Annotated in this window: 21 protein-coding genes; 14 read left to right on the forward strand and 7 right to left on the reverse strand. The window is 63.2% G+C overall.

The annotated features are described in order from the left end of the window. Window positions 1-3 precede the first annotated feature (3 nt). Both parC and H040_RS12805 read left to right on the forward strand, forming a co-directional pair. A complete protein-coding gene (gene parC / locus H040_RS12800; protein WP_027920729.1) occupies window positions 4-2,262 on the forward strand; it encodes a DNA topoisomerase IV subunit A in 2,259 nt (752 codons plus the stop codon). A 175-nt stretch (window positions 2,263-2,437) separates the two neighbouring features. Continuing rightward, window positions 2,438-3,148 carry a PqiC family protein gene (locus H040_RS12805; RefSeq protein WP_027920730.1) on the forward strand — a complete coding sequence of 237 codons (711 nt, stop codon included), beginning with the start codon at window positions 2,438-2,440 and terminating at the stop codon, window positions 3,146-3,148. A gap of 96 nt (window positions 3,149-3,244) precedes the next feature. Here H040_RS12805 and H040_RS12810 read toward each other — a convergent pair whose 3' ends face one another. Next, window positions 3,245-4,708, reverse strand: a complete 1,464-nt coding sequence (locus H040_RS12810; RefSeq protein ID WP_027920731.1) for an AhpA/YtjB family protein — start codon at window positions 4,706-4,708, stop codon at window positions 3,245-3,247. Window positions 4,709-4,843: 135 nt separating this feature from the next. Between H040_RS12810 and serB the strand changes: the two genes are divergently transcribed. Further along, window positions 4,844-6,058, forward strand: coding sequence for a phosphoserine phosphatase SerB (gene serB / locus H040_RS12815; protein WP_027920732.1), 1,215 nt, complete (start codon window positions 4,844-4,846; stop codon window positions 6,056-6,058). Window positions 6,059-6,112: 54 nt separating this feature from the next. Here serB and asd read toward each other — a convergent pair whose 3' ends face one another. The 3 genes from asd to H040_RS12830 are packed head-to-tail and all read right to left on the reverse strand — an operon-like array spanning window position 6,113 to window position 9,380. After that, entirely contained in the window at window positions 6,113-6,976 is an 864-nt protein-coding gene (gene asd / locus H040_RS12820; protein ID WP_027920733.1) for an archaetidylserine decarboxylase, read from the reverse strand. Further along, on the reverse strand, window positions 6,973-7,800 hold the full coding sequence (locus tag H040_RS12825) for a rhodanese-like domain-containing protein (RefSeq protein WP_027920734.1): 828 nt from the start codon (window positions 7,798-7,800) through the stop codon (window positions 6,973-6,975). Before H040_RS12825 ends, asd begins: the two co-directional genes overlap by 4 nt. 44 nt (window positions 7,801-7,844) lie before the next feature. Further along, window positions 7,845-9,380 carry an HDOD domain-containing protein gene (locus tag H040_RS12830; protein WP_027920735.1) on the reverse strand — a complete coding sequence of 512 codons (1,536 nt, stop codon included), beginning with the start codon at window positions 9,378-9,380 and terminating at the stop codon, window positions 7,845-7,847. A 130-nt stretch (window positions 9,381-9,510) separates the two neighbouring features. Between H040_RS12830 and motA the strand changes: the two genes are divergently transcribed. Together motA and motB are read left to right on the forward strand one after the other, a co-directional pair. Further along, window positions 9,511-10,362 (forward strand): flagellar motor stator protein MotA, encoded by an 852-nt coding sequence (motA, locus tag H040_RS12835; RefSeq protein WP_027920736.1) that lies wholly within the window; start codon window positions 9,511-9,513, stop codon window positions 10,360-10,362. A 3-nt stretch (window positions 10,363-10,365) separates the two neighbouring features. Beyond that, window positions 10,366-11,400 (forward strand): flagellar motor protein MotB, encoded by a 1,035-nt coding sequence (gene motB, locus H040_RS12840; RefSeq protein WP_027920737.1) that lies wholly within the window; start codon window positions 10,366-10,368, stop codon window positions 11,398-11,400. A 110-nt stretch (window positions 11,401-11,510) separates the two neighbouring features. Here the strand turns inward: motB and H040_RS12845 are convergent, their stop codons facing one another. Together H040_RS12845 and rsgA are read right to left on the reverse strand one after the other, a co-directional pair. After that, the gene (locus H040_RS12845; RefSeq protein ID WP_027920738.1) at window positions 11,511-11,990 is read right to left on the reverse strand and encodes a molecular chaperone Tir; all 480 of its coding nucleotides are present in this window, start codon (window positions 11,988-11,990) and stop codon (window positions 11,511-11,513) included. A gap of 113 nt (window positions 11,991-12,103) precedes the next feature. Beyond that, window positions 12,104-13,135: a small ribosomal subunit biogenesis GTPase RsgA gene (gene rsgA / locus H040_RS12850; protein ID WP_027920739.1), complete on the reverse strand. Its 1,032-nt coding sequence runs from the start codon at window positions 13,133-13,135 to the stop codon at window positions 12,104-12,106. A 141-nt stretch (window positions 13,136-13,276) separates the two neighbouring features. Here rsgA and orn point away from each other — a divergent pair, with 141 nt between their 5' ends. Next, window positions 13,277-13,819 carry an oligoribonuclease gene (gene orn, locus H040_RS12855; protein WP_027920740.1) on the forward strand — a complete coding sequence of 181 codons (543 nt, stop codon included), beginning with the start codon at window positions 13,277-13,279 and terminating at the stop codon, window positions 13,817-13,819. 90 nt (window positions 13,820-13,909) lie between these two features. Continuing rightward, window positions 13,910-14,521: a trimeric intracellular cation channel family protein gene (locus H040_RS12860; protein ID WP_027920741.1), complete on the forward strand. Its 612-nt coding sequence runs from the start codon at window positions 13,910-13,912 to the stop codon at window positions 14,519-14,521. A 137-nt stretch (window positions 14,522-14,658) separates the two neighbouring features. On the opposite strand, the gene queG is transcribed toward H040_RS12860, so the two are convergent. Further along, window positions 14,659-15,723 (reverse strand): tRNA epoxyqueuosine(34) reductase QueG, encoded by a 1,065-nt coding sequence (gene queG / locus H040_RS12865; protein ID WP_027920742.1) that lies wholly within the window; start codon window positions 15,721-15,723, stop codon window positions 14,659-14,661. 64 nt (window positions 15,724-15,787) lie between these two features. Between queG and H040_RS12870 the strand changes: the two genes are divergently transcribed. The 7 genes from H040_RS12870 (at window position 15,788) to hflX (ending at window position 23,088) form a co-directional block, all read left to right on the forward strand. Further along, the gene (locus H040_RS12870; RefSeq protein WP_027920743.1) at window positions 15,788-16,648 is read left to right on the forward strand and encodes an NAD(P)H-hydrate dehydratase; all 861 of its coding nucleotides are present in this window, start codon (window positions 15,788-15,790) and stop codon (window positions 16,646-16,648) included. A gap of 2 nt (window positions 16,649-16,650) precedes the next feature. Further along, window positions 16,651-17,109, forward strand: a complete 459-nt coding sequence (gene tsaE / locus H040_RS12875) for a tRNA (adenosine(37)-N6)-threonylcarbamoyltransferase complex ATPase subunit type 1 TsaE (protein ID WP_371260275.1) — start codon at window positions 16,651-16,653, stop codon at window positions 17,107-17,109. Window positions 17,110-17,120: 11 nt separating this feature from the next. Then, on the forward strand, window positions 17,121-18,551 hold the full coding sequence (locus H040_RS12880) for an N-acetylmuramoyl-L-alanine amidase (RefSeq protein WP_027920745.1): 1,431 nt from the start codon (window positions 17,121-17,123) through the stop codon (window positions 18,549-18,551). After that, window positions 18,548-20,446 carry a DNA mismatch repair endonuclease MutL gene (gene mutL / locus H040_RS12885; RefSeq protein ID WP_027920746.1) on the forward strand — a complete coding sequence of 633 codons (1,899 nt, stop codon included), beginning with the start codon at window positions 18,548-18,550 and terminating at the stop codon, window positions 20,444-20,446. Before H040_RS12880 ends, mutL begins: the two co-directional genes overlap by 4 nt. A 1-nt stretch (window position 20,447) precedes the next feature. Beyond that, the gene (gene miaA, locus H040_RS12890) at window positions 20,448-21,419 is read left to right on the forward strand and encodes a tRNA (adenosine(37)-N6)-dimethylallyltransferase MiaA (RefSeq protein WP_027920747.1); all 972 of its coding nucleotides are present in this window, start codon (window positions 20,448-20,450) and stop codon (window positions 21,417-21,419) included. A 94-nt stretch (window positions 21,420-21,513) separates the two neighbouring features. After that, window positions 21,514-21,774, forward strand: coding sequence for an RNA chaperone Hfq (gene hfq, locus H040_RS12895; RefSeq protein ID WP_027920748.1), 261 nt, complete (start codon window positions 21,514-21,516; stop codon window positions 21,772-21,774). A gap of 12 nt (window positions 21,775-21,786) precedes the next feature. Further along, window positions 21,787-23,088, forward strand: coding sequence for a ribosome rescue GTPase HflX (hflX, locus tag H040_RS12900; protein ID WP_027920749.1), 1,302 nt, complete (start codon window positions 21,787-21,789; stop codon window positions 23,086-23,088). The last annotated feature ends 25 nt before the right edge of the window (window positions 23,089-23,113 follow it).

A 23,113-nucleotide genomic window follows, 5' to 3' on the forward strand; every position in this document is an offset into this window, starting at 1 on the left:
CGCATGAGCGACTCACTGGAACTCAGCCTGGACGGCGTCGAACGCCGCTCGCTGGCTGACTTCACCGAACAGGCCTACCTCAACTACTCCATGTACGTGATCATGGACCGGGCCTTGCCGCACATCGGCGACGGCCTGAAGCCGGTGCAGCGCCGCATCGTCTACGCCATGAGCGAGTTGGGGCTCGATGCCGACGCCAAGCACAAGAAGTCCGCCCGTACCGTCGGTGACGTGCTCGGCAAGTTCCACCCCCATGGCGATTCGGCCTGCTACGAAGCCATGGTGCTGATGGCGCAGCCGTTCAGCTACCGCTACACCCTGGTAGACGGCCAGGGCAACTGGGGTGCGCCGGACGATCCGAAGTCGTTCGCCGCCATGCGTTACACCGAGGCACGCCTGTCGCGTTATTCGGAAGTGCTGCTCAGCGAAGTGGGCCAGGGCACCGTCGACTGGGTACCGAACTTCGACGGCACGCTGCAGGAGCCTGCGGTACTGCCGGCGCGCCTGCCGAATATCCTGCTCAACGGCACCACCGGTATCGCCGTGGGCATGGCCACCGACGTGCCGCCGCACAACCTGCGTGAAGTGGCCAGCGCCTGCGTGCGCCTGCTCGACGAGCCCAAGGCCACCATCGAGCAGCTGTGCGAACACATTAAGGGCCCGGACTACCCGACCGAGGCCGAAATCATTACCCCGCGTGGGGAAATCCAGAAGATCTACGAAAGCGGCCGCGGCTCTATCCGCATGCGCGCCGTCTACCGCGTCGAGGATGGCGACATTGTGGTTACCGCGCTGCCCCATCAGGTTTCCGGGGCCAAGGTGCTGGAGCAGATCGCCGCGCAGATGCAGGCCAAGAAGTTGCCGATGGTCGCCGACCTGCGTGACGAGTCGGACCACGAGAACCCTTGCCGCATCGTCATCATTCCACGCTCCAACCGCGTCGATGCCGACGAACTGATGCAGCACCTGTTCGCCACCACCGACCTGGAAAGCAGCTACCGGGTCAACGTCAACATCATCGGCCTCGACGGTCGCCCGCAGCTGAAGAACCTGCGCGCGCTGCTGCTGGAATGGCTAGAGTTTCGTACCAACACCGTTCGCCGCCGCCTGCAGCACCGCCTGGACAAGGTCGAAAAGCGCCTGCACCTGTTGGAAGGTTTGCTCACTGCGTTCCTCAACCTGGATGAAGTGATCCACATCATCCGTACCGAAGAGCACCCCAAGCAGGCGCTGATCGAACGTTTCCAGCTCACCGAGATCCAGGCCGACTACATCCTCGAGACACGCCTGCGGCAGTTGGCGCGTCTGGAGGAGATGAAAATCCGTGGCGAACAGGACGAACTGCTCAAGGAGCAGGCCAAACTGCAAGCCCTGCTGGGCAGCGACGCCAAGCTGCGCAAGCTGGTGCGTAGCGAGCTGATCAAGGACGCCGAAACCTATGGCGACGACCGCCGCTCGCCAATCGTCGAGCGCGCCGAAGCCAAGGCCCTGTCGGAAAACGAGCTGATGCCGACCGAGCCGGTCACCGTGGTGCTGTCGGAAAAGGGCTGGGTGCGTTGCGCCAAGGGCCACGACATCGACGCTACCGGCCTGTCCTACAAGGCCGGCGACGGCTTCAAGGCCGCCGCTGCCGGGCGCTCCAACCAGTTTGCCGTGCTGATCGATTCCACCGGGCGCAGTTATTCGGTGGCCGCGCATACCCTGCCATCGGCGCGTGGCCAGGGCGAGCCATTGACCGGCCGCCTGACGCCACCGCCAGGGGCGACCTTCGAATGCGTGCTGCTGCCAGACGATGATGCACTGTATGTGGTGGCTTCGGACGCCGGTTACGGGTTCGTGGTCAAAGGTGAAGACCTGCAGGCCAAGAACAAGGCCGGCAAAGGGCTGCTCAGCTTGCCTAACGGCGCAAAGGTCATGACCCCGCGCCCGGTGGCCGACCGTGAGCAGGACTGGCTGGCGGCGGTGACCACCGAAGGTCGCTTGCTGGTGTTCAAGGTTTCCGACCTGCCACAGCTGGGCAAAGGCAAGGGCAACAAGATCATCGGTGTGCCCGGTGATCGGGTTGCCAGTCGTGAAGAATTTGTCACCGATCTGGCGGTGATTGCCGAGGGTGCAACCCTTGTATTGCAAGCCGGCAAGCGTACCCTGTCTCTTAAAGCCGACGACCTCGAACACTACAAGGGCGAGCGTGGCCGGCGCGGTAGCAAGCTGCCACGCGGCTTCCAGCGGGTCGATAGTTTGCAGGTGGAAATGCCGGCATAATCCGACGAAATGTCTGGAACGGCAATTTCAACGCCGTTCCAGGCAGAAATGCTGGAGTCGAGCCGACATTTCGCGGATGATAGTGCCCCTGAGGTGCCGGCGTGGCCGTGTGCCCGATTGAATCTCTATCAGTATCACTGCGGTTTGCCTGGTAGCGACCGCCTGGATGGGTTGAATGAAATTCCTGCGCCTTCCATTTGCGCTGTTGATGACGGGTTTGCTGGGGCTGGGCGGGTGCAGCATGCACCAGCCAGTTGCCTTGTACCAACTCGACAGCGGTGATCCTGGCCAGCCTTCGCAAAGTGCGGGCATGGCCGTGGTGCTCGGCCCGGTGTCGGTAGCCGATTATCTGCAACGCGAAACCTTCTTGCAGCGTCAGGCTGATGGCAGCCTGAGTTCGGCGACAGACGGTCGCTGGGCCGGTAGCCTGTCGGCGGACATCGATCAGTTGCTGGTGCGTCAGCTGGCCTGGCGCCTGGATAGCCAGCGTGTGGTGCTGGCCCCGGCCAGCACTGGCTTCTCCCCGGACGTGCAGGTGCTGCTGTCGATCACCCGCCTGGACTCTGGCAAGAACCAACCGGCGATTCTCGATGCGCAATGGCGCCTGCTCGACCGCCGTGGCCATGTGCGTGACAACCGTATCGTTCACCTTGAGCAACCGCATGAGGGTAGCGAATCGTCCCAGGTTCAAGCACAGGGGCAGTTGTTGCAGAAGCTGGCCGAGCAGTTGAGCGTGGCGGTGAAGCCGCTGGCCAATCAGCCTGCGGTTGCTGAAGAAGCACCGAAGAAACAGGCAGCACCGGTACAGGTCAAGAAAGAGCCAGAGAAGTCGAAGATCCCGATGGCTTCGCCGATTCGCACCGATATGGAAGTCTATCGGTTCTGATCAAGTAGCCATCCACAAAAAAGCCCGCATCATCGCGGGCTTTTTTGTGCCTGTCTGAAACTGCTGGGGCCGCAGAGCGGCCCCAAGGATCTCAAGTCAAGCCCGGCGCTCGTGCATCCGCGCCAACTGACGCTCCAGCATCGACGGGTAAGGCTCCATCAACCGCTCCACGCAGCAGGCGCCTTCTGGGCTGGCAATCGGGCGAATGCGAGCACGTTGACGAATCAGCGCGTCATCGCTGATCTGGCGCTCCACCAGCAACAGGTTGCGGCTGTGCTGCGACAGTGCCAGGGCATCCTGGGCCTTCTCGGTCATCAGCAGGTCAACCTGCTCCAACCCTTGCAGATCGTCGGCCAGGGCCAGGCCCAGCTGCAGTTGCAGGGTGATGCCGCTGTCGGCCACTTCGATCTGCAGGGCATGGCCCAGCGCACGCAGCAGCTCGCCGCAGCAGATCGCGTTGGTCAGGTAATCCTCGCCGCAGTCGCGGCTGTGGAACAGCACCAGGGTGCTGCCATCGTTGAGCGTGTGGATGTCGCCTTCATACAGCGATGCAGCCTGCTCCAGGCAGCCACGGTAGCGCTCCAGCAGCTCGGTCAGGCGCGTGCGCGGCAGGCGACGCAGCTGCTCCTGGGAGCCCAGTTGAACGGCTAGCACGGCGGTGTTTTGTGGCTCGTCGGATTCGACCACGGCAGGTTTGGGCGCCGGTTGCTCCTCGTCATCCAGTAGCCCGGCGAAGGCTTCGTCGTCATCCTCGTCTGCCTGGACTATGGCCCTGGCGCGCTGGGCTGGCTTGGCAGGGGCTTCGCCGTGCGGCGCGTCGAACTCGTCTTCGAACTCTTCCTCCTCCGGTTCCGGCTCGGGCGGAGGTGGCGGCGCCAGGCGGGCGTGCAGCTGGCGGGCGATGTCGCCGATTTCGTCCTGACGGTCGATGGCCGGGGTGTAAGGGTGCGGGTCACGCAGCCATACCCGCAGTTGCAGCAACGGCAGGGTGATGTGGCGGCCTTGACGCAGGCTCAGGCTCAGCGCCAGGGCCAGCAGGATGGCGGCGAGGATGCCCATGCTCTGCAGGCTGATCAGCATCGGCTGTTGGAACTGGCTCATGTCCAGGCTGATGCGCAGCTGGCCGGCGGTCACGTCCTGGAACGTGATCTTGGTCTGGTACAGACCTTCGGCTTCACCCAGCAGGCTGTTGCGTGGGCGCTGGCCGGCCTCGGCGAGGATGCGGTTGTCCACGCTGTAGATGGCCGCATGGGCCACCAGCGGGTTCTTAACCAGGTTACCCAGCAGCACGTTGAGGCTGAGGATGTCATTTGACACCAGCAGCTCGGTTGCCGAGGTGGCGGTCTGGGTGGTCAGGCTCTGGCCGAGGGCGTCAGCTTGCTCGTGCATGGCCTGCTTGAACTGCAGGCCCATCACGCAGGCGTAGATCACCAGCGCCAGTGCCACCAGGAAAATGTTGGTGGTGGCGATGCGCAGTGCCAAGGGCACGCGACGTTGGCGCAGGGCTCGGAAGATCATGATGAAGAAGTTGTCGGTTTTGACGGGCGTGGGCCGGTTCACAGAGCTCGGCTCTTAATGGCATAAAAGTGTTGGGCAGTATAGCGAGCAGTGTTTTGTCGGCAAAGTAGAGTTGGCGCCCGATGGTCATGGAAAATCGGTAGAATGCGCATTTTTCATCGAAGTCGGAGCCAGGTTGTGCGCGAAATCGTTCTGATCAACATCACCGGTGAGGACCGTCCCGGTCTTACCGCCGCCATTACCGGCGTCCTGCTCCAGGGCGGTGTGAACATCCTCGACATCGGCCTGGCGGTGATGCACGGCACCCTGTCGTTCGGCATTCTGGTCGATATTCCCGACAACGAAGTGGCCACCAGTCTGCTGCAGAGCGTGCAGTCCAAGGCCCACGAACTGAACCTGCAAGCGCGTTACACGCCGATCTCCGAAGCCGACTATCAGCACTGGGCCGATGCCCAGGGTGAAGCGCGGCATATCGCGACCGTGCTCAGCCGCAAGATCACCCCCGAGCAACTGCAACGCGTCAGCGCAGTCATCAGCCAGTACGGCCTGACCATCGAGCGCATCGAGCGCCTGTCGGCACGGGTTGCGTTGGGTGCTCCGAGCGAGAAGGGCAAAGCAGCGCTGGAAATCTCCGTGCGCGGCGTGCCGAGCGACGCCCAGGCATTGCGTGCCGACTTCTTCGCGCTGGCTGAAGAGCTGAACATCGACATCGCGTTCCAGAAGGATGACCTGTTCCGCCGCAACCGCCGCCTGGCGGTATTCGACATGGACTCGACGCTGATCGAGGCTGAAGTCATCGACGAACTGGCCAAGGCGGCTGGTGTGGGCGAACAGGTTGCCGCGATCACCGAGCGCGCCATGCGTGGCGAGCTGGATTTCCGCGCCAGTTTCAAGGAGCGCATGGCGCTGCTCAAGGGCCTGGATGTCGGAGTGCTCGACGAGATTGGTGCTTCCCTGCGCCTGACTGAAGGTGCCGAAAATCTGTTCGCCGAGCTCAAGCGCCTGGGCTACAAGACGGCGATCCTGTCCGGTGGCTTCTCCTACTTCGCCAAGCAGGTGCAGGCGCGCCTGGGCATTGATTACGTATTCGCCAATGAACTGGAAGTGGTCGATGGCAAGGTGACCGGCGTGGCCGTGGAGCCGATTGTCGATGCCCAGCGCAAGGCTGACCTGCTGCAGCAACTGGCCAATGAAGAAGGCCTGCAGCTGGACCAGACCATCGCCGTGGGCGATGGCGCCAACGACCTGCCGATGCTGTCGCTGGCCGGCCTTGGTGTGGCTTTCCGCGCCAAGCCGCTGGTGCGCCAGTCGGCCAAGCAGGCGATTTCCACCCTGGGGCTGGATGGCGTGCTGTACCTGCTGGGCCTGCGCGACCGCGACGCCCGAGGCTGATACGCCGGACAAAAAAAGGCCCTGCACACGCAGGGCCTTTTTTTTCGCCCAGGGTCAAGCCTGGGCAGGGTTAGCCAGCAGTTCACCCATGCGCACAGCCGAAGCTGCGCCCAGGTTTTCGGCCCATTTCACCTGCTCTGGCCCGAACAGCACGATCGCGGTCGAGCCCAGTTTGAAGCGGCCCAGCTCGGCGCCTTTCTCCAGGTGAATCGGCGCACGGCTGCTTTCGTCGTAGCGGAATGTCTTCAGCTCGCGCTTTGGCGGCGTGACGAGGCCGGCCCACACGGTCTCGATCGACGCGACGATCATGGCGCCGACCAGCACCACGGCCATTGGCCCGCGCTCGGTATCGAACAGGCACACCACACGTTCGTTGCGCGCGAACAGCTCCGGCACGTTCTCGGCGGTGGTCTGGTTGACCGAGAACAGACGGCCAGGCACATAGACCATCTCGCGCAGGGTACCGGCCAGCGGCATGTGCACGCGGTGGTAATCCTTCGGCGACAGGTAGATGGTGGCGAACTCGCCACCCATGAACGGCGCAGCCAGCGCAGGGTCTCCGCCAAGCAGTTCGAGGGCACTGTAGCTGTGGCCCTTGGCCTGGAAGATACGACCGTGCTCGATCGGGCCCAGCTGGCTGACGGCACCGTCGGCCGGGCAGAGGACCGCGCCCGGGGTTTCGTCCAGCGGGCGGGCGCCTGGTTTCAGGGCGCGGGTGAAGAAAGCGTTGAAGTGCTCGTAGGCGGTGAGGTCTTCGACCAGCGCTTCGCTCATGTTCACCTGGTAACGCTTGGCGAACCAGGCGGTGAAGGCGTTTTTGAACCAGCGTGCACGGCACTCGGCGACACAGCCAGCCAGGCGCGACAGCAAGTGGTGCGGCAGCAGGTGCTGACTGAGGATGAACAGACGGGATTTCATTGCGTTGATTGTCCTTGAACTTCGACAGGCGTGTCCGGGTGGTTGCCCCATTCGCTCCACGAACCGGCATAAGCCTTGATGCGTGGGTAGCCGAGGGCTTTTGCCACCAGGTAGGTGAAACCGGAGCGACGGTGGGTTTGGCAGTGGGTGATCACTTCCTTGTCCGGGGTGATGCCCAGTTGCTGGAGTGCTTCAGCGATGTCTGCGCGGATGCGCAGGTGGTCGTTGAGGTCCATGCCAGCAGTCCACTCGAAATTGATGGCGCCGGGAATGTGCCCAGCCTTGGCGGCCAAGACCTTCTCACCGTTGAATTCCTGCGGGCCGCGGGCGTCCCAGATCACCAGGTCATCGGCGCCCAGGCGGCTTTGCAGGTATTCGCGGGTGGCGGTCGGTTCGCCGTGCAGTTGCAGGTGCACGGGCGTGTTGCCAGGGGCTGGCACGTCGGTGGAGAGCTTGTCCGGCGACCAGGCCTGGATGCCGCCGTTGAGGTAGTGGTAGCGGCTATGGCCGATGACATCGAGCAGCCAGATGAAGCGGCCGGCCCAGCCGCCGCCTTCATCGTCGTACACCACATAGACTGCGTCGTCGCGGTGGCCGAGCTCGCTGAACAGTTTTTCCAGGTCGGCCAGGGGCGGCAGCAGGCCGGGTGCCGGAGGCAGGCCAAGCTGGGTGCGCTTGCCCTCGACGAAGCGGGCGCCGGGGATATGCCCGCTGACATAGCGGTTGGCGCTGCTCAGGTCGACCAGGATCAGCTGGGGTGAATCCAGGCGCGGCAGCAGGTCTGCGGCTTCGATCACCAAAGGCAGGCCGGAAAAGTCGGTCATCCACGTTCTCCAGTGTGGAAAGAGGGGCGATTGTAGCGCATGGCTCAGGCGCCGCGGTTGGCAAACACCGCCAGCGCACGCTCGATACATTGCGAAGTCTTGCCGAAGGCCTGCACGCTGACATCCGCCAGCGGCTTGCCGCCCTGGTCGGCCACGGCCAGCATCAGCACCTGGTCACTGACTGCCAACGAACGCAGCAGCACGTGTTCGCTGCGGAACAAGGCCCGCAGCGGCGCGGGTAGCAATGCCGAGAACTGGGCGTGATTGTCAGGCGTCAGGCGCAGCTGCCCGGCCTTGCTCACGAGCTTTTGCAGCAGTTTGTTCTGTGCGACTGGCAAAGCCATGGCTGCGGCCTCCTTGGGCAGGCCGGCGGTTTGCTGCACGCGCAGATAGTCGCTGGCACGGTCCAGTGTCAGCAGCATTATGCGCTGCATACCGCACGCGAGCATGGCGTCGCGCGCCTGGGTCGCCAGGTGTACCGCGTTGGTGAACGGGCTTGGCTGGACCAGCAACTCCTGGCACAGCTTGCGCCAGCGGCCGAGGTCCTCGCTGGAGGGGGGCGGTGGCGTCAGCATGTCCGGGTGCGGGCGGCGCTGGTGCCAAGGCCAGATCAGCGCTTCGGCCGGGTGGAACAGCGCATGCCTGGCGTGACGCCGGGCGCTGGCGGCAGCCTGTTGGTGCACCTGCTGTTGTACGTCTTCCAGTGAAGTTTGCAGATACAGTGCGGTCAGCTGCTGCCAGCGTAACAAATGCGGGTTGTCCCAACCGACCTGGGCTGCCAGGGCCAGGTTGTTGGCCAGTAGTACGGTGTTGGCCGGCTCGTTGAACCAGCGGCGCAAGCCGGGTGCCTCGTCCAGGCGATGTTGCTGGCTGAGCAGGTCTTCTTCGCGGGCGATGCTCAGCACCATGGCCAGTTGGTCGCGCTCTTCGAGCAGCAGGCGATAGCCTTGGGTCACCCATTTGGGCAAGCGCCAGTGTTCGGCCATGGCCTGGCACAGGGCGAAGATACGCACACCGAACAATTCCTGCTCTACGTCGGCTGCAATCTCGCCTTTGTGGATAACCCGCAGCTCCCAGGCGTCCAACAGCTTGGGGTGGGCCAGGGCCAGCGGCCACAGAGGGGAGAGGAACAACAGGCTGCCCCAGTGGATCTCCTGCCACAGGCGCGCCAGACGGCTGGCGAACAGGCCGCTGGCCTGTTGCGCGGCGTGCTGGCTGATCAACAGAAATTGGCGCAGCACCGGCGGAATGTCGTCTTCCGGCAGGGCCGGCAGGCGCATCAGCAGTTCCTTGCTGCGTGCCAGGCCCAGGCGGTTGAGGGCGACCTCCAGGCTTTCGGCGGGTTCGGCCTGGCTGGCGTTGGCGGAGTGATTGGCCTCGCGCATCACCGACAGCACCAGGGCGGGGCTGTCTTGCATCAGTTCGGCGATGTCGCGCAACGAGCGGCGATTGTCGTTGATGGCGCTCATGACCCGGTCGTAACTCTGCTTCGGTACCGGTACACGGACACCGTCGAGCAGCTTGACCCAGGCTTCTACCGTACGCGGATTCTGAGTGGGCACCTTGGATTCCATTGGCATTTTGACATCAGTCCGAACTGGCTTTTCGCTGTTAGTGGCTATAGTCTGGCGCAGTTCTGCCGATAAGTAGAAGAAGAGTTTTAAAGCTCCCGTCCCTCACCCTGACCACGACAGCAAGTGCTTTGAACCTATGGCTAAAATTATCGGCATCATCGTCGTATTCGCGAGCGTGCTCGGCGGATATGTACTCTCCCACGGCAAGATCGCGGCGCTGATCCAGCCGTTCGAAGTGCTGATCATCGGCGGTGCAGCCTTTGGCGCCTTCATGCAGGCCAACCCTGGTTACATGACCATGCATGTAATCAAGAAGTCGATGAAGATGTTCGGCTCGCGCTTCTCCCATGCTTTCTATCTGGAAGTGCTGGGCCTGGTGTATGAAATCCTCAACAAGAGCCGTCGCGAAGGCATGATGGCGATCGAGAGCGATATCGAAGACGCCGCAGCCAGTCCGATCTTCGCCAAGTACCCGGCAGTACTGGGGGACGAGCGCATGACCGCATTCATTTGCGACTACTTGCGCATCATGTCCACCGGCAACATGGCCCCGCACGAGCTGGAAGGCTTGTTCGACATGGAACTGCTGAGCATGAAGGAAGAGCTCGAGCACCCGTCGCACGCGGTCACCGGTATCGCCGACGGCATGCCGGGTTTCGGTATCGTGGCGGCAGTACTGGGTATCGTGGTGACCATGGCATCGCTGGGCGAAGGCGACCAGGCGGCCATCGGCATGCACGTAGGTGCGGCGCTGGTCGGTACCTTCTTCGGTATTCTCGCTGCCTATGGCTTCTTCGGCCCACTGGCCAAGTGCCTTGAGCACGATGCCAAGGAAGAGCTCAACCTCTATGAGTCGATCAAGGCCTCGCTGGTAGCCTCGGCCTCCGGCATGCCGCCGTCGCTGGCCGTGGAATTCGGGCGCAAGGTGCTGTATCCGAAGCATCGCCCGAGCTTCGCCGAGCTGGAACAAGCAGTTCGCGGTCGCTGAGTCATGGAGAACAATCAGCCGATAATCATCAAGCGCGTCAAGCGCTTCGGTGGCGGGCACCATGGCGGCGCCTGGAAGATCGCCTTCGCCGACTTCGCCACGGCGATGATGGCGTTCTTCCTGGTGTTGTGGCTGTTGTCTACCGCCACGCCCGAGCAGAAGATCGCCATTGCCGGCTACTTCAAGGACCCGATCGGTTTTTCCGAGAGTGGCACGCCTTATGTTATCGACCTGGGCGGCTCGCCAGAGATGGCGCCGGACAAGACCATCAACCCGGAAGTAAAGTCCGAGCCTACGCCTGACACCAGCATTCAACTGGACAAGGACCAGGTCGAGACCATGGCCGAACAGGTCGAGCGCGAGCGCCTCGAGTTGCTGTTGCAGGAACTGCAGAACAAGGTTGAGGAAAACCCGCAGCTGCAGAAGTTCAAGGACCAGATTCTCTTCGAGATTACCCAGGATGGCCTGCGGATCCAGATCATGGATGCCGAGAACCGGCCAATGTTCGACATCGGCAGCGCGCGCCTTCAGCCGTATTTCGAAGACATCCTGCTGGCCATGGCCGACACCATCAAGGCGGTGCCGAACAAGATCAGCATCAGTGGCCACACCGATGCCAAGCCGTATTCCGGCACTGGCGACTACGGTAACTGGGAGCTTTCGGCCAACCGCGCCAACGCCGCACGTCGTGCATTGGTGGCCGGTGGCTACCCGGATGACCAAGTGGCCCGGGTGGTAGGGTATGCCTCGTCGTCGCTGTTCGACCGCAAGAACCCGTTCAACCCGGTCAACCGCCGTATCGACATCATCGTCCTGACCAAGAAGGCGCAGCGCAACATCGAGGGTGAGCAGGGCACGCCCGAGGCGCCAACCCCGCCGTCTGCGCCAGGTGGTGCAGCGCCTGGTGCGGCGGCTCCGGCAGCGCCGGCGGCAGGTGATGCAGCTGCCCAGGCGCCGATGCAGCCGCGGGAACTGCGCCAGAAGCTGAACATCTTCGAGGATGGGACCTTGAAGATGGACGAGCAGAAGGATCAGTAAGGGTCGGGGCCGCTTTGCGGCCCTGCGCGGGCAAGCCGCTCCCACACATGAATCGCATGCTTGTGGGGGCGGGTTTGCCCGCGAAGGGCTGCAGAGCAGCCCCAGAAGACTCAAAATCCCCGCCTGATCTTGGCCTTGAGATCGGCATGAAAGAAATCCGCATTATCCCGGTCGACACTCGACCCATGCTCCGCTGGCAGAATCATCGCTCGCTGGAACGTGTACTCATCGTGATAGGCCCGCACGAACAGGTCGATATGCTTCCGTTCGCGCATCATTGGCCACCTGCCAAGGTGCTCGGGTGGCTCGCCACACCTTGTATGGTAGAAACTCACCCGTCGATTGGCTGCCACCGCTGCCTCCAGTAGCCGGGCAGTCCACCCGTCATCGCATGTTTCTGCGGGTAGCAGGCCGATCCAGTGGGTTGCATCGTTTATCTGCTGGCAGGCGCTACCATGCGCGTCTTCGCGAGTGTGCCCGCCGGTGCCAAGCTCCACCAGCTGTGCGGTGATGCCCTCAAGCAGCAAGCGTTCATTGAGGATGAAGGCGTCAAGCCGATCTTCGTGGCAGTAACTGATAAAAACCGGCATCGCGGTTGCCCTCCCTGATAGAAGACATGACCTTCAGGGAAAGCGAGGGGTAGGGCAATAGATGGCGGAAAAACCGGAGGCGTCCTACGCGCTCCGGTAATATTTCCTACAACTCAGTAGCTGTCTTCCGGCAGGCTGGCAATGATCGAGCGGTAGCTGTTCATCCGCTGCGGCTTGATGCGGCCGTCTTCAAGGGCCTTGAGCAGAGCGCAACCGGGTTCGCGGTCATGCTTGCAGTCGCGGAAGCGGCAGGTGCCGAACAGGTCGCGGAACTCGATGAAGCCATCTTCCACGTCGTCTCGGCTGACGTGGCCCAGGCCAAATTCGCGGATGCCCGGTGAGTCGATCAGGTCGCCGCCGTTGGGGAAGTGATACAAGCGCGCCGTGGTGGTGGTGTGCTGGCCCTGGCCAGACCACTCGGACAGGTCTCCAACGCGGGTGCCGGCATCCGGCAGCAGGCTGTTTACCAGCGACGACTTGCCCACACCCGACTGGCCGACGAACACGCTGATGTGCCCGTCGAGCATCTGCTGCAGGCGTTGCATGCCGTCGCCGTGGTGCGCGGAAACCTCGAGCAGCGGGTAACCCAGTTCGCGGTAGACCTCGAGCAGCGCATGCAGGCCCGGGCCGTTTTCTGCGTCGATCAGGTCGGCCTTGTTCAGCAGCAGCAGCGGGCGGATACCGGCATGCTCGGCAGCCACCAGGTAACGGTCGATCAGGTTCGGGTGTGGCTCCGGCGCCGGGGCGAAGACGATCACGATCAGGTCGACGTTAGCCGCGACCGGCTTGAGCTGGCCATGGTTGTTCGGCCGGCACAGTTCGGTGCTGCGTGGCATCTGGGCGACAATCACGCCAATGCCCTGGTTGCCTGCGCGCCAGACTACACGGTCACCCGTAACCAGCGCCGGCAGGTTGGCCCGCAAGTGGCAGCGGAACACCTGGCCGGCGACTTCACCGTCCTGGGCTTCTACCTCGACCTGCACGCCGAAGTGGGCAATGACCAGGCCCAGTTGCTCCGGCCCCAGGTCGCCGCCCTCCAGCTCTTGCAGCACGTGCTGCTCGCGTTTGGCGGCGCGAGCGGCGCGTTCGTTCTGGATTTTTTCGATACGCCAGTTCTGGCGACGATTGAGCTGGCGTTTGGCCATGGACCTTCCAAGGTGGGGCAAGTTGAAAACGGCAGGCAGTTTAGCACGCCAGGGCACGGACCATTCTGGTTACCTTTGCGCCGCGCATGCGCAGGCTGACGTCGCTAGGCTAATATGACGGCCTATACGAGGAGCCCCTTCATGCAGAACCCACAGAACCTGATCTGGATCGATCTGGAAATGACCGGACTGGACCCGGACCACGACGTCATCATCGAGATGGCCACTATCGTCACCGACAGCGAGCTGAACACCTTGGCCGAAGGCCCGGTGATCGCCATCCACCACAGTGACGAAGTGCTGGCGCGCATGGACGAGTGGAACACCCGCACCCATGGCGCCTCGGGCCTGACCCAGCGCGTGCGCGACAGTAAGGTCAGCATGGCCGAAGCCGAAGCGCAGACCATCGCCTTCCTCGAGCAATGGGTGCCGAAAGGCAAGTCGCCGATCTGCGGTAACAGCATCTGCCAGGATCGTCGTTTTCTCTACCGCCACATGCGCGGCCTGGAAAACTACTTCCACTATCGCAACCTCGATGTCTCCACCGTGAAGGAGCTTGCCGCGCGCTGGGCGCCGGATGTGCGTGACAGCTTCAAGAAGGGCAACACCCACCTGGCGCTCGATGATATCCGTGAGTCGATCGCCGAACTGCGTCACTACCGCGAGCATTTCATCAAGGTATGAGCCGAAGGGCGCAGATAATGTGCTTGCGCCCTCTTTTGGTGCCTGCGGCAACTGGTTAGACTGCGCGCCTTTCTCGCACGGACCCGCGCCATGTTGTTGATGCTCTACCTGATCGCCATCACCGCCGAGGCCATGACCGGTGCCCTGTCCGCCGGCCGCCGCGGCATGGACTGGTTTGGCGTGGTGCTGATCGCCTGCGTGACCGCCCTGGGTGGCGGTTCGGTGCGCGACGTGCTGCTCGGGCACTACCCGCTGACCTGGGTGAAACATCCGGAATACCTGGTGTTGACCAGCCTCGCTGCGCTGCTGACGATCTTCATCGCGCCGATGATGCGGCGTTTGCGCTCGCTGTTCCTGGTGCTGGATGCGTTGGGCCTGGTGGCCTTTACCCTGATCGGCTGCATGACCGCGCTGGAGATGGGGCAAGGCATGCTGGTGGCATCGATCAGTGGCGTGATCACCGGGGTGTTTGGCGGAATCCTGCGGGATATCTTCTGCAACGACATCCCTCTGGTGTTTCGTCGCGAGCTCTATGCCAGCGTGTCGTTCGCGGCGGCGTGGTTCTACCTGGGCTGCGTGTACTTCAAGCTCCCGGCGGAGCAGGCGATGCTGCTGACCTTGTTCGGTGGCTTCCTGGTGCGCTTGCTGGCGATCCGTTTCCATTGGGAAATGCCCAAGTTCCACTACAACGACCAGCAGTAACCTGAATGTAATCCTTGTGGGAGCGGCTTTAGCCGCGAACACCGCGCAGCCGGTGCCATGCACCGCGTTGTCTGCTTCGCGGGTAAACCCGCTCCCACAGGGATCGCGACGGTTTTGAAAGCAGAGAATGGCGGTGCCTAGTGGATGCCGTGCCGGCCCAGCGCCCACTCCACATGTTCGCGTACCAGCTCCGACTCATCTTCCCGGCGAGCCTTCAGCGCCTCGATCACCGGGATCGTAGAAGGCGCATTTCCCAACCCCACCGCCAGGTTGCGCAAAAATCGCTCATACCCCGCACGACGCAGCGGCCCACCCTCGGTCTTGCGCAGGAACGTGCGCTCGTCCCACAGGAACATTTCAGCCAGCTCGGCATTTTCCAGCCCGTGCCGCGGCTGGAAGTCCTGCTCCTTGCTGTGATTGGCAAAGCGGTTCCATGGGCAGACGATCTGGCAGTCATCGCAGCCAAATACTCGATTGCCCATCATGGAACGCAATTCGACCGGAATAGGCCCGCGCAACTCGATGGTCAGGTAAGAGATGCAGCGCCGCGCATCCAGCACGTATGGGCCGACAAAAGCCTTGGTCGGGCAGATGTCCAGGCACGCCTGGCAGCGCCCGCAGTGTTCGCTGGTATGCGCCTCGTCCACCGGCAGCGGCAAGTCGACGAACAGTTCGGCTAGGAAGAAATAGCTGCCGGCCTTGCGGTTGAGCAGCAGGGTATTCTTGCCGATCCAGCCCAGCCCGGCCTGTTCGGCAAGGGCCTTCTCCAGTACCGGGGCGCTGTCGACGAAGGCGCGGTAGCCGAACGGGCCGATCGCTTCCTGGATACGGTCCGCGAGGAACTGCACGCGCTTGCGCACCAGCTTGTGGTAGTCACGCCCCAGGGCATAACGCGACACGTAGGCTTTTTCCGGCTGGGCCAGGCGTTGCGCCATCTGAGTATCGCCGGGTAGGTAGTCCATGCGCAGCGACACCACGCGTACCGTGCCGGGGATCAGTTGGTCAGGGTGGGCGCGCTTGCTGCCGTGGGCGCCGAGGTACTCCATTTCGCCCTGGTAGCCGGCGTCGAGCCAGCGTTGCAGGTGCTGTTCGTGTTCGCCAAGGTCGACACCGGCGATGCCGACATGGGCAAAACCGAGTTCTTGGCCCCAAGTCTTGATGGATTGGGCCAGTTGGGCGAGGTCAGGCGTACAGACGGACATGGATGGGCAGGCAATACGGGCTCAGGTGCGTATAATTCTGCCAGACATTGGAGCCTTTGACCCCATGCCGCAGACCAAACACCCTAGCAATGCCCCGCAATTGCTCAGCAGCGTGACCGTCGCACGCCTGCCGACACGTCATGCGCATGCCCATAAAGGCGACTTCGGCCATGTGCTGGTCGTCGGTGGCGACCTGGGCACCGGTGGCGCCGTACTGCTCAGTGCCGAAGCCGCGCTGCGGTGTGGCGCTGGGCTGGTCAGCGTAGCGACACGCCCGGAGCACGTCGTGGCCGGGCTGGCGCGCATGCCGGAAAGCATGTGCCTGGGCGTTGATTCGGCCAACCAGTTGGTCGGCGTGCTCGAGCGAGCCACGGTGCTGGTGGTGGGCCCCGGCCTGGGCCAGGCGGCCTGGGGCCGCAGCCTGTTGTCGGCGGTGGCCAACGCCGAGCGGCCACAGGTATGGGACGCCGATGCCCTGAACCTGCTGGCCCGTACGCCGCTGGCACTGCCCAGCGGTAGCATTCTCACCCCACACCCGGGGGAGGCAGCGCGGTTGCTGGGCATTTCCACCGAAGCGGTGCAGGCTGACCGCCCCGGGGCGGCGCGTAAGCTGGCCCGCCGGTATGCCAGCGTCTGCGTGCTCAAGGGCGCCGGTACCCTGGTGGCGAACCCCTCCGGGCAGCTGGCGCTGTGTGAGCGGGGCCACCCGGCGATGGCCGGTGCCGGCTTGGGTGACGTGCTGACGGGTGTGCTGGCAGCCCTGTTGGCCCAGGGGCTGGATGCCTGGGGCGCGGCTGGATTGGGGGTGTGGCTGCATGCCTGCGCAGGCGAGCGTCTGGGCGTCAAAGGTAGAGGCCTGGCAGCCAGTGATCTGGCGCCGGTCATTCGTGAGTTGTTGGAGGAGCATTCTGCGTGTCTGGCTTAACCCTGTTTCTGGCCGATGAAGCGGCCACGGTCGATTTCGGCGCCAAACTGGCCGAGGTGACCGGCGGTCGTGGCGTGATTTTTCTGGAAGGCGACCTGGGGGCGGGCAAGACCACGCTCTCACGTGGCTTGATCCGTGGCCTGGGCCATACTGGTGCAGTGAAAAGTCCGACTTTCACCGTGGTAGAACCCTACGAAATCGGTGAAGTACGCGCCTTCCATTTCGACCTTTATCGCCTGGTCGACCCGGAAGAACTGGAGTTCATGGGTATTCGTGACTATTTCGAGGGCGATCCGCTGTGCCTGTTCGAATGGCCACAAAAGGGTGCGGGCGTTTTGCCAAAGCCCGACCTGACCATTACCATAAGCCCCCAAGCGGGCGGCCGCTCGCTTGACCTTACGCCGCAGGGGGCTCGCGGCGAGGCCTGGTGCACTGCACTGGCCGAACACTATAAACAGTAAGTGGGGTAGGTATGCGCATACGCGCACTGGTCGCTGTGGTTGGATTGCTGCTGACAGCGGTGACCGTTGACGCTCTGGCCGTCACTCAAGTCAAGAGCGTGCGCCTGTGGCGTGCGCCGGACAACACGCGGCTGGTCTTCGATCTGTCTGGCCCCGTGCAGCATAGCGTCTTCACCCTGAGCGCACCCGATCGCCTTGTGATCGACATCAATGGTGCGACATTGGCCGCGCCGCTGAGCGTGTCGACCGCGAATACACCGATCAGTAGTGTGCGCTCGGCGCAACGTACCCCAACCGACCTGCGTGTGGTCGTCGACCTGAAAAAGTCGGTCACGCCCAAGAGCTTTACCCTGGCGCCGAATGCCCAGTATGGCAACCGCCTGGTGGTCGACTTGTACGACCAGGAAGCCGACGCCATCGCCGCCACGGCGCCGACCCCGCCGCCAACGCCGGTGCAAACCCCGGCGACCACGCCCGCCGTACCAGTAACCCCGGCCCAGCCTGCGATCAAGCTGCCGCCGGTGCCTAGCGGCAAGCGCGACATCGTGGTCGCCATCGATGCAGGCCATGGCGGTGAAGACCCGGGCGCTTCCGGCTCGCGCGGCCAGCACGAGAAAGACATCGTGCTGCAGATCGCCAAGGAGTTGCAGCGCCAGATCAATACCGAGAAGGGTTATCGTGCCGAACTGACCCGTACCGGTGACTACTTCATCCCGTTGCGCAAGCGCACCGAGATCGCCCGCAAGAAGGGCGCCGACCTGTTCATCTCGATCCACGCCGACGCCGCACCGTCGCGCGCCGCATTCGGCGCCTCGGTGTTCGCCCTGTCCGACCGTGGTGCCACGTCCGAGACTGCGCGCTGGCTGGCCGACACGGAAAACCGTTCCGACCTGATCGGTGGTGCCGGTAACGTCAGCCTCGACGACAAGGACCGCATGCTCGCGGGCGTGCTGCTCGACCTGTCGATGACTGCCACGCTGAGCTCCAGCCTGAACGTCGGGCAGAAGGTGCTTGGCAACATGGGCCGCGTGACGTCGCTGCACAAGCAGCGGGTGGAGCAGGCAGGCTTCATGGTGCTGAAATCGCCGGATATCCCGTCGATCCTCGTTGAAACAGGGTTTATCTCGAACAACAACGAAGCGGCCAAACTGGCCACTGCCAGCCATCAGCAGGCGTTGGCGCGCTCGATCCATACCGGCGTACGCCAGTACTTCCAGCAGAACCCGCCGCCTGGCACCTACGTTGCCTGGCTGCGTGACAGTGGCAAGATCGCCCAGGGCCCGCGTGAGCACACCGTGCGCCCGGGCGAAACCCTGGCGATGCTCGCCGTGCGCTATCAAGTCAGCGTGACCAGCCTGCGCAGCGCCAACAGCCTCAAGACCGATGAGCTGAAGGTCGGTCAGCACCTCGATATCCCTGCTACCACGCTGGCTGCGCAATGAGTGGTGGTTCGCGCATCCAGCTGCTCAGCCCGCGGCTGGCTAACCAGATTGCCGCGGGTGAGGTGGTCGAGCGCCCGGCGTCGGTGGCCAAGGAACTGTTGGAAAACAGCCTGGACTCCGGTGCTCGGCGCATCGATGTGGAAGTCGAGCAGGGCGGTGTGAAGCTGCTGCGGGTGCGTGACGATGGCAGCGGCATTTCCGCCGACGACCTGCCGCTGGCCCTGGCTCGTCACGCCACCAGCAAGATTCGCGAGCTGGAAGACCTTGAAGGCGTACTGAGCCTGGGCTTCCGTGGTGAGGCCCTGGCATCGATCAGCTCGGTGGCGCGCCTGACCCTGACCTCGCGTACCGCCAGTGCCGGTGAAGCCTGGCAGGTAGAGACCGAAGGCCGTGACATGACCCCGCGTGTGCAACCCGCGGCGCATCCGGTCGGTACCTCGGTGGAAGTGCGCGACCTGTTCTTCAATACCCCGGCCCGGCGCAAGTTCCTCAAGGCCGAAAAGACCGAATTCGATCACCTGCAGGAAGTCATCCGTCGTCTGGCGCTGGCCCGCTTCGATGTCGGCTTCCACCTGCGCCACAACGGCAAGAGCATCCTCAGCCTGCATGAGGCGCATGACGAAACAGCCCGTGCGCGGCGGGTCGGCGCCATCTGCGGCCCGGGCTTCATGGAGCAGGCGCTGCCGATCGATGTCGAGCGCAATGGCCTGCGCCTGTGGGGCTGGGTCGGTCTGCCGACGTTCTCGCGCAGCCAGGCCGATTTGCAGTACTTCTTCGTCAATGGCCGTGCGGTGCGCGACAAGCTGGTTGCCCATGCCGTGCGCCAGGCCTATCGCGACGTACTGTTCAATGGCCGTCACCCGACCTTCGTGCTGTTCCTCGAGCTCGAGCCGAACGGTGTCGACGTCAACGTGCACCCGACCAAGCACGAAGTGCGCTTCCGCGAAGGCCGCTCGGTGCACGACTTCCTCTATGGCACGCTGCACCGTGCCTTGGCTGACGTGCGCCCGGAAGACCAGCTGGCAGCGCCTGCCGCCGTGCCTGAGGTGGCGCGCCCGACTGGCCTTGAGGTCGGCGAGTTCGGCCCTCAGGGCGAAATGCGCCTGGCCTCGCCGGTGCTCGAACAGCCGCAGGCCCCGCAGCCTTCCATTTCCAATGGCGGCAGTGGCGCCGGTTACCAGTACCAGTACACACCGCGGCCGTCGCAGCCGTTGCCGGCCGCCGAGTCCCAGGCGGTCTACCGCGAGTTCTACAAGCCGTTGAACGAGGGTGCGCCAGCCGCATCGGCACTGCCGGAAACCCAAGGCGATATCCCGCCGTTGGGTTATGCCCTGGCCCAGCTCAAGGGCATCTACATCCTCGCCGAGAATGCCGTGGGTCTAGTGCTGGTAGACATGCACGCGGCCCACGAACGCATCATGTACGAGCGCCTCAAGGTGGCCATGGCCAGCGAAGGCCTCAGCGGCCAGCCGCTGCTGGTGCCGGAAACCCTGGCGCTGAGCCAGCGTGAGGCCGATTGTGCCGAAGAGCACAGCCAGTGGTTCCAGCGCCTGGGCTTCGAACTGCAGCGTCTGGGCCCTGAAACATTGGCGATTCGCCAGATTCCGGCACTGCTCAAGCAGGCCGAGGCCAATCGCCTGGTCCAGGACGTGCTCGCCGACCTGATGGAATACGGCACCAGCGACCGTATCCAGGCGCACCTCAACGAACTGCTCGGCACCATGGCCTGCCACGGCGCCGTGCGCGCCAACCGGCGCCTGGCCATCCCCGAGATGAACGCCCTGCTGCGCGACATGGAAAACACCGAGCGCAGCGGCCAGTGCAACCATGGTCGCCCGACCTGGACCCAGATGGGCCTGGACGATCTGGACAAACTTTTCCTGCGCGGTCGATGACATGAGCGGCAAGCCCCCTGCGATATTTCTCATGGGCCCGACGGCGGCCGGCAAGACCGACCTCGCCATCGAGCTGACCAAGGTCCTGCCTTGCGAGCTGATCAGCGTCGACTCGGCGCTGGTCTACCGCGGCCTGGACATTGGTTCGGCCAAGCCTTCCAAAGAGATTCTGGCGGCCTATCCGCACCGGCTGATCGACATTCGCGACCCGGCCGAGAGCTATTCGGCTGCGCAGTTTCGCGCTGACGCCCTGGAGGCGATGGCCGAAATCACCGCGCGCGGCAAGATTCCGCTGCTGGTCGGCGGCACCATGCTCTATTACAAGGCGCTGATCGAAGGCCTGGCGGACATGCCGGCAGCCGATGCCGCGGTGCGCGCAGAGCTCGAGGCCCAGGCCCAGGCGTTGGGCCTTGCCGAATTGCATCGGCAACTGGCGGAAGTGGACCCTGAGTCGGCAGCGCGCATTCACCCAAATGACCCGCAGCGGCTGATCAGGGCGCTGGAGGTGTATCGGGTGAGTGGCCAGAGCATGACAGCTCATCGCCAGCGTCAATTCGCGGAAAGTAGCGGCGCAGACGCAGGCGCGGGCGGGCATTTGCCCTATACTGTCGCGAGTTTGGCAATTGCGCCTGCGGATCGTCACATTTTGCATGAGCGAATTGCGCTACGATTTTCGCAGATGCTGGAACAGGGCTTCGTCGACGAGGTCCGATCGCTGCGAGCCAGAAGTGACTTGCACGCCGCACTGCCGTCTATACGGGCAGTGGGGTATCGGCAGGTCTGGGACTACCTCGACGGCAAGCTGACTGAGAATGAGATGCGAGAACGCGGTATCATTGCCACTCGACAGCTGGCCAAGCGGCAGTTCACCTGGTTGCGTGGCTGGCCTGATGTGCACTGGCTCGACAGCCTGGCCTGCGACAATCTGTCCCGCACCTTGAAATACCTTGGGGCCGTCTCCATATTGAGCTGAGTCCCTGCTGATAGCCGTCTATTCTTGCGAAGGGGCGGCCTGACTTATCAATTTTTCTGATTTTCTATTATTTATCCTTACAGGAGTGCGGCATATGTCAAAAGGGCATTCGCTACAAGACCCTTACTTGAACCAACTGAGAAAAGAAAAGGTCCCGGTATCGATCTATCTGGTCAACGGGATCAAGCTGCAGGGCTCGATCGAATCCTTCGACCAGTTCGTGGTACTGCTGAAGAACACCGTCAGCCAGATGGTCTACAAGCACGCTATCTCGACCGTGGTTCCTGCCCGTCCGGTTCGCCTGCCAAGCCCGTCCGATTCCGAACACGGCGACAGCGAGCCAGGCAACGCCTGATAGGAGCCTGCATTGTTCTTTGAGCGCCACGGTGGTGGTGAGCGGGCGCTGCTCGTTCACTTGGAAGGTCAGAACCCTGAGGCGCGCGAAGACCCGCAGGAGTTTCAGGAACTGGCCCTGTCGGCCGGAGCCGACATCGTCTCGTTGGCCACGGTAGCCAGGCATCAGCCTACGGCCAAATACCTGATTGGCAGCGGCAAGGTCGAGGAATTGCGCGACCTGGTCAAAGCCGAACAGGTAGACCTGGTGATTTTCAATCACACCCTCACGCCCAGTCAGGAGCGCAACCTCGAGCGAGTTTTCGAGTGTCGCGTGCTTGACCGTACCGGGCTGATCCTCGATATCTTCGCCCAGCGGGCGCGTACCCATGAAGGCAAGCTGCAGGTGGAACTGGCCCAGCTCGACCACATGAGCACGCGGCTGGTGCGCGGCTGGACCCACCTTGAGCGGCAGAAGGGTGGTATCGGCCTGCGTGGCCCGGGTGAGACCCAGTTGGAAACCGACCGCCGTCTGTTGCGGGTACGTATTCGCCAGATCAAGGGGCGCCTGGAAAAGGTACGCAGCCAGCGTGAGCAGGCTCGTCGTGGCCGCAAGCGGGCGGATATCCCTTCGGTGTCGCTGGTCGGCTATACCAACGCCGGCAAGTCCACACTGTTCAATGCGCTGACCGAATCCGAGGTGTACGCAGCTGACCAGCTGTTCGCCACGCTCGACCCGACCTTGCGCCGGCTCGAACTGGCCGACCTGGGGCCGATCGTGCTGGCCGACACTGTGGGCTTCATTCGCCACCTGCCGCACAAGCTGGTCGAGGCATTTCGGGCTACGCTCGAAGAATCGAGCAACTCGGACCTGCTGCTGCATGTGATTGACGCCCATGAGCCAGAGCGCATGGAGCAGATCGAGCAAGTGCTGGCCGTGTTGGGTGAGATCGGTGCCGAAGGCTTGCCGATCCTCGAGGTCTATAACAAACTCGACCTGCTTGAAGATGTCGAGCCGCAGATTCAGCGCGATGCCGATGGCAAGCCGCAGCGAGTCTGGGTATCGGCCCGAGATGGACGTGGCCTGGAGCTGGTCGGCCAGGCGATTGCCGAGTTGCTGGGGGATGATCTGTTTGTCGGTACCCTGTGTCTGGAGCAGCGTTTTGCCCGCTTGCGCGCGCAATTCTTTGCCCTGGGTGCCGTGCAGAGTGAAGAGCATGACGAAGAAGGGCGCAGCCTGCTGAGTGTTCGGCTGCCCAGGGTCGAGTTGAATCGCCTGGTCAGTCGTGAAGGCATGGAGCCGCAAGTGTTTGTCGAGCAACACACTTTGCAATAAATGCTCGGTGAGGTCGCCGGGCAGC

The organism is Pseudomonas sp. URMO17WK12:I7, assembly GCF_003269045.1.
Lineage (GTDB): Bacteria > Pseudomonadota > Gammaproteobacteria > Pseudomonadales > Pseudomonadaceae > Aquipseudomonas > Aquipseudomonas putida_J.

What these genes read in the sequence shown, in the direction of transcription:
- H040_RS12805 (WP_027920730.1), top strand. Translation starts at nt 2,438, where the DNA reads ATGAAATTCCTGCGCCTTCCATTTGCGCTGTTGATGACGGGTTTGCTG.
- H040_RS12870 (WP_027920743.1), top strand. Translation starts at nt 15,788, where the DNA reads ATGCCGCAGACCAAACACCCTAGCAATGCCCCGCAATTGCTCAGCAGC.
- motA (WP_027920736.1), top strand. Translation starts at nt 9,511, where the DNA reads ATGGCTAAAATTATCGGCATCATCGTCGTATTCGCGAGCGTGCTCGGC.
- hfq (WP_027920748.1), top strand. Translation starts at nt 21,514, where the DNA reads ATGTCAAAAGGGCATTCGCTACAAGACCCTTACTTGAACCAACTGAGA.
- mutL (WP_027920746.1), top strand. Translation starts at nt 18,548, where the DNA reads ATGAGTGGTGGTTCGCGCATCCAGCTGCTCAGCCCGCGGCTGGCTAAC.
- rsgA (WP_027920739.1), bottom strand. Translation starts at nt 13,135, where the DNA reads ATGGCCAAACGCCAGCTCAATCGTCGCCAGAACTGGCGTATCGAAAAA.
- orn (WP_027920740.1), top strand. Translation starts at nt 13,277, where the DNA reads ATGCAGAACCCACAGAACCTGATCTGGATCGATCTGGAAATGACCGGA.
- parC (WP_027920729.1), top strand. Translation starts at nt 4, where the DNA reads ATGAGCGACTCACTGGAACTCAGCCTGGACGGCGTCGAACGCCGCTCG.
- H040_RS12825 (WP_027920734.1), bottom strand. Translation starts at nt 7,800, where the DNA reads ATGACCGACTTTTCCGGCCTGCCTTTGGTGATCGAAGCCGCAGACCTG.
- H040_RS12845 (WP_027920738.1), bottom strand. Translation starts at nt 11,990, where the DNA reads ATGCCGGTTTTTATCAGTTACTGCCACGAAGATCGGCTTGACGCCTTC.
- H040_RS12860 (WP_027920741.1), top strand. Translation starts at nt 13,910, where the DNA reads ATGTTGTTGATGCTCTACCTGATCGCCATCACCGCCGAGGCCATGACC.
- miaA (WP_027920747.1), top strand. Translation starts at nt 20,448, where the DNA reads ATGAGCGGCAAGCCCCCTGCGATATTTCTCATGGGCCCGACGGCGGCC.
- asd (WP_027920733.1), bottom strand. Translation starts at nt 6,976, where the DNA reads ATGAAATCCCGTCTGTTCATCCTCAGTCAGCACCTGCTGCCGCACCAC.
- motB (WP_027920737.1), top strand. Translation starts at nt 10,366, where the DNA reads ATGGAGAACAATCAGCCGATAATCATCAAGCGCGTCAAGCGCTTCGGT.
- queG (WP_027920742.1), bottom strand. Translation starts at nt 15,723, where the DNA reads ATGTCCGTCTGTACGCCTGACCTCGCCCAACTGGCCCAATCCATCAAG.
- H040_RS12830 (WP_027920735.1), bottom strand. Translation starts at nt 9,380, where the DNA reads ATGCCAATGGAATCCAAGGTGCCCACTCAGAATCCGCGTACGGTAGAA.
- H040_RS12880 (WP_027920745.1), top strand. Translation starts at nt 17,121, where the DNA reads ATGCGCATACGCGCACTGGTCGCTGTGGTTGGATTGCTGCTGACAGCG.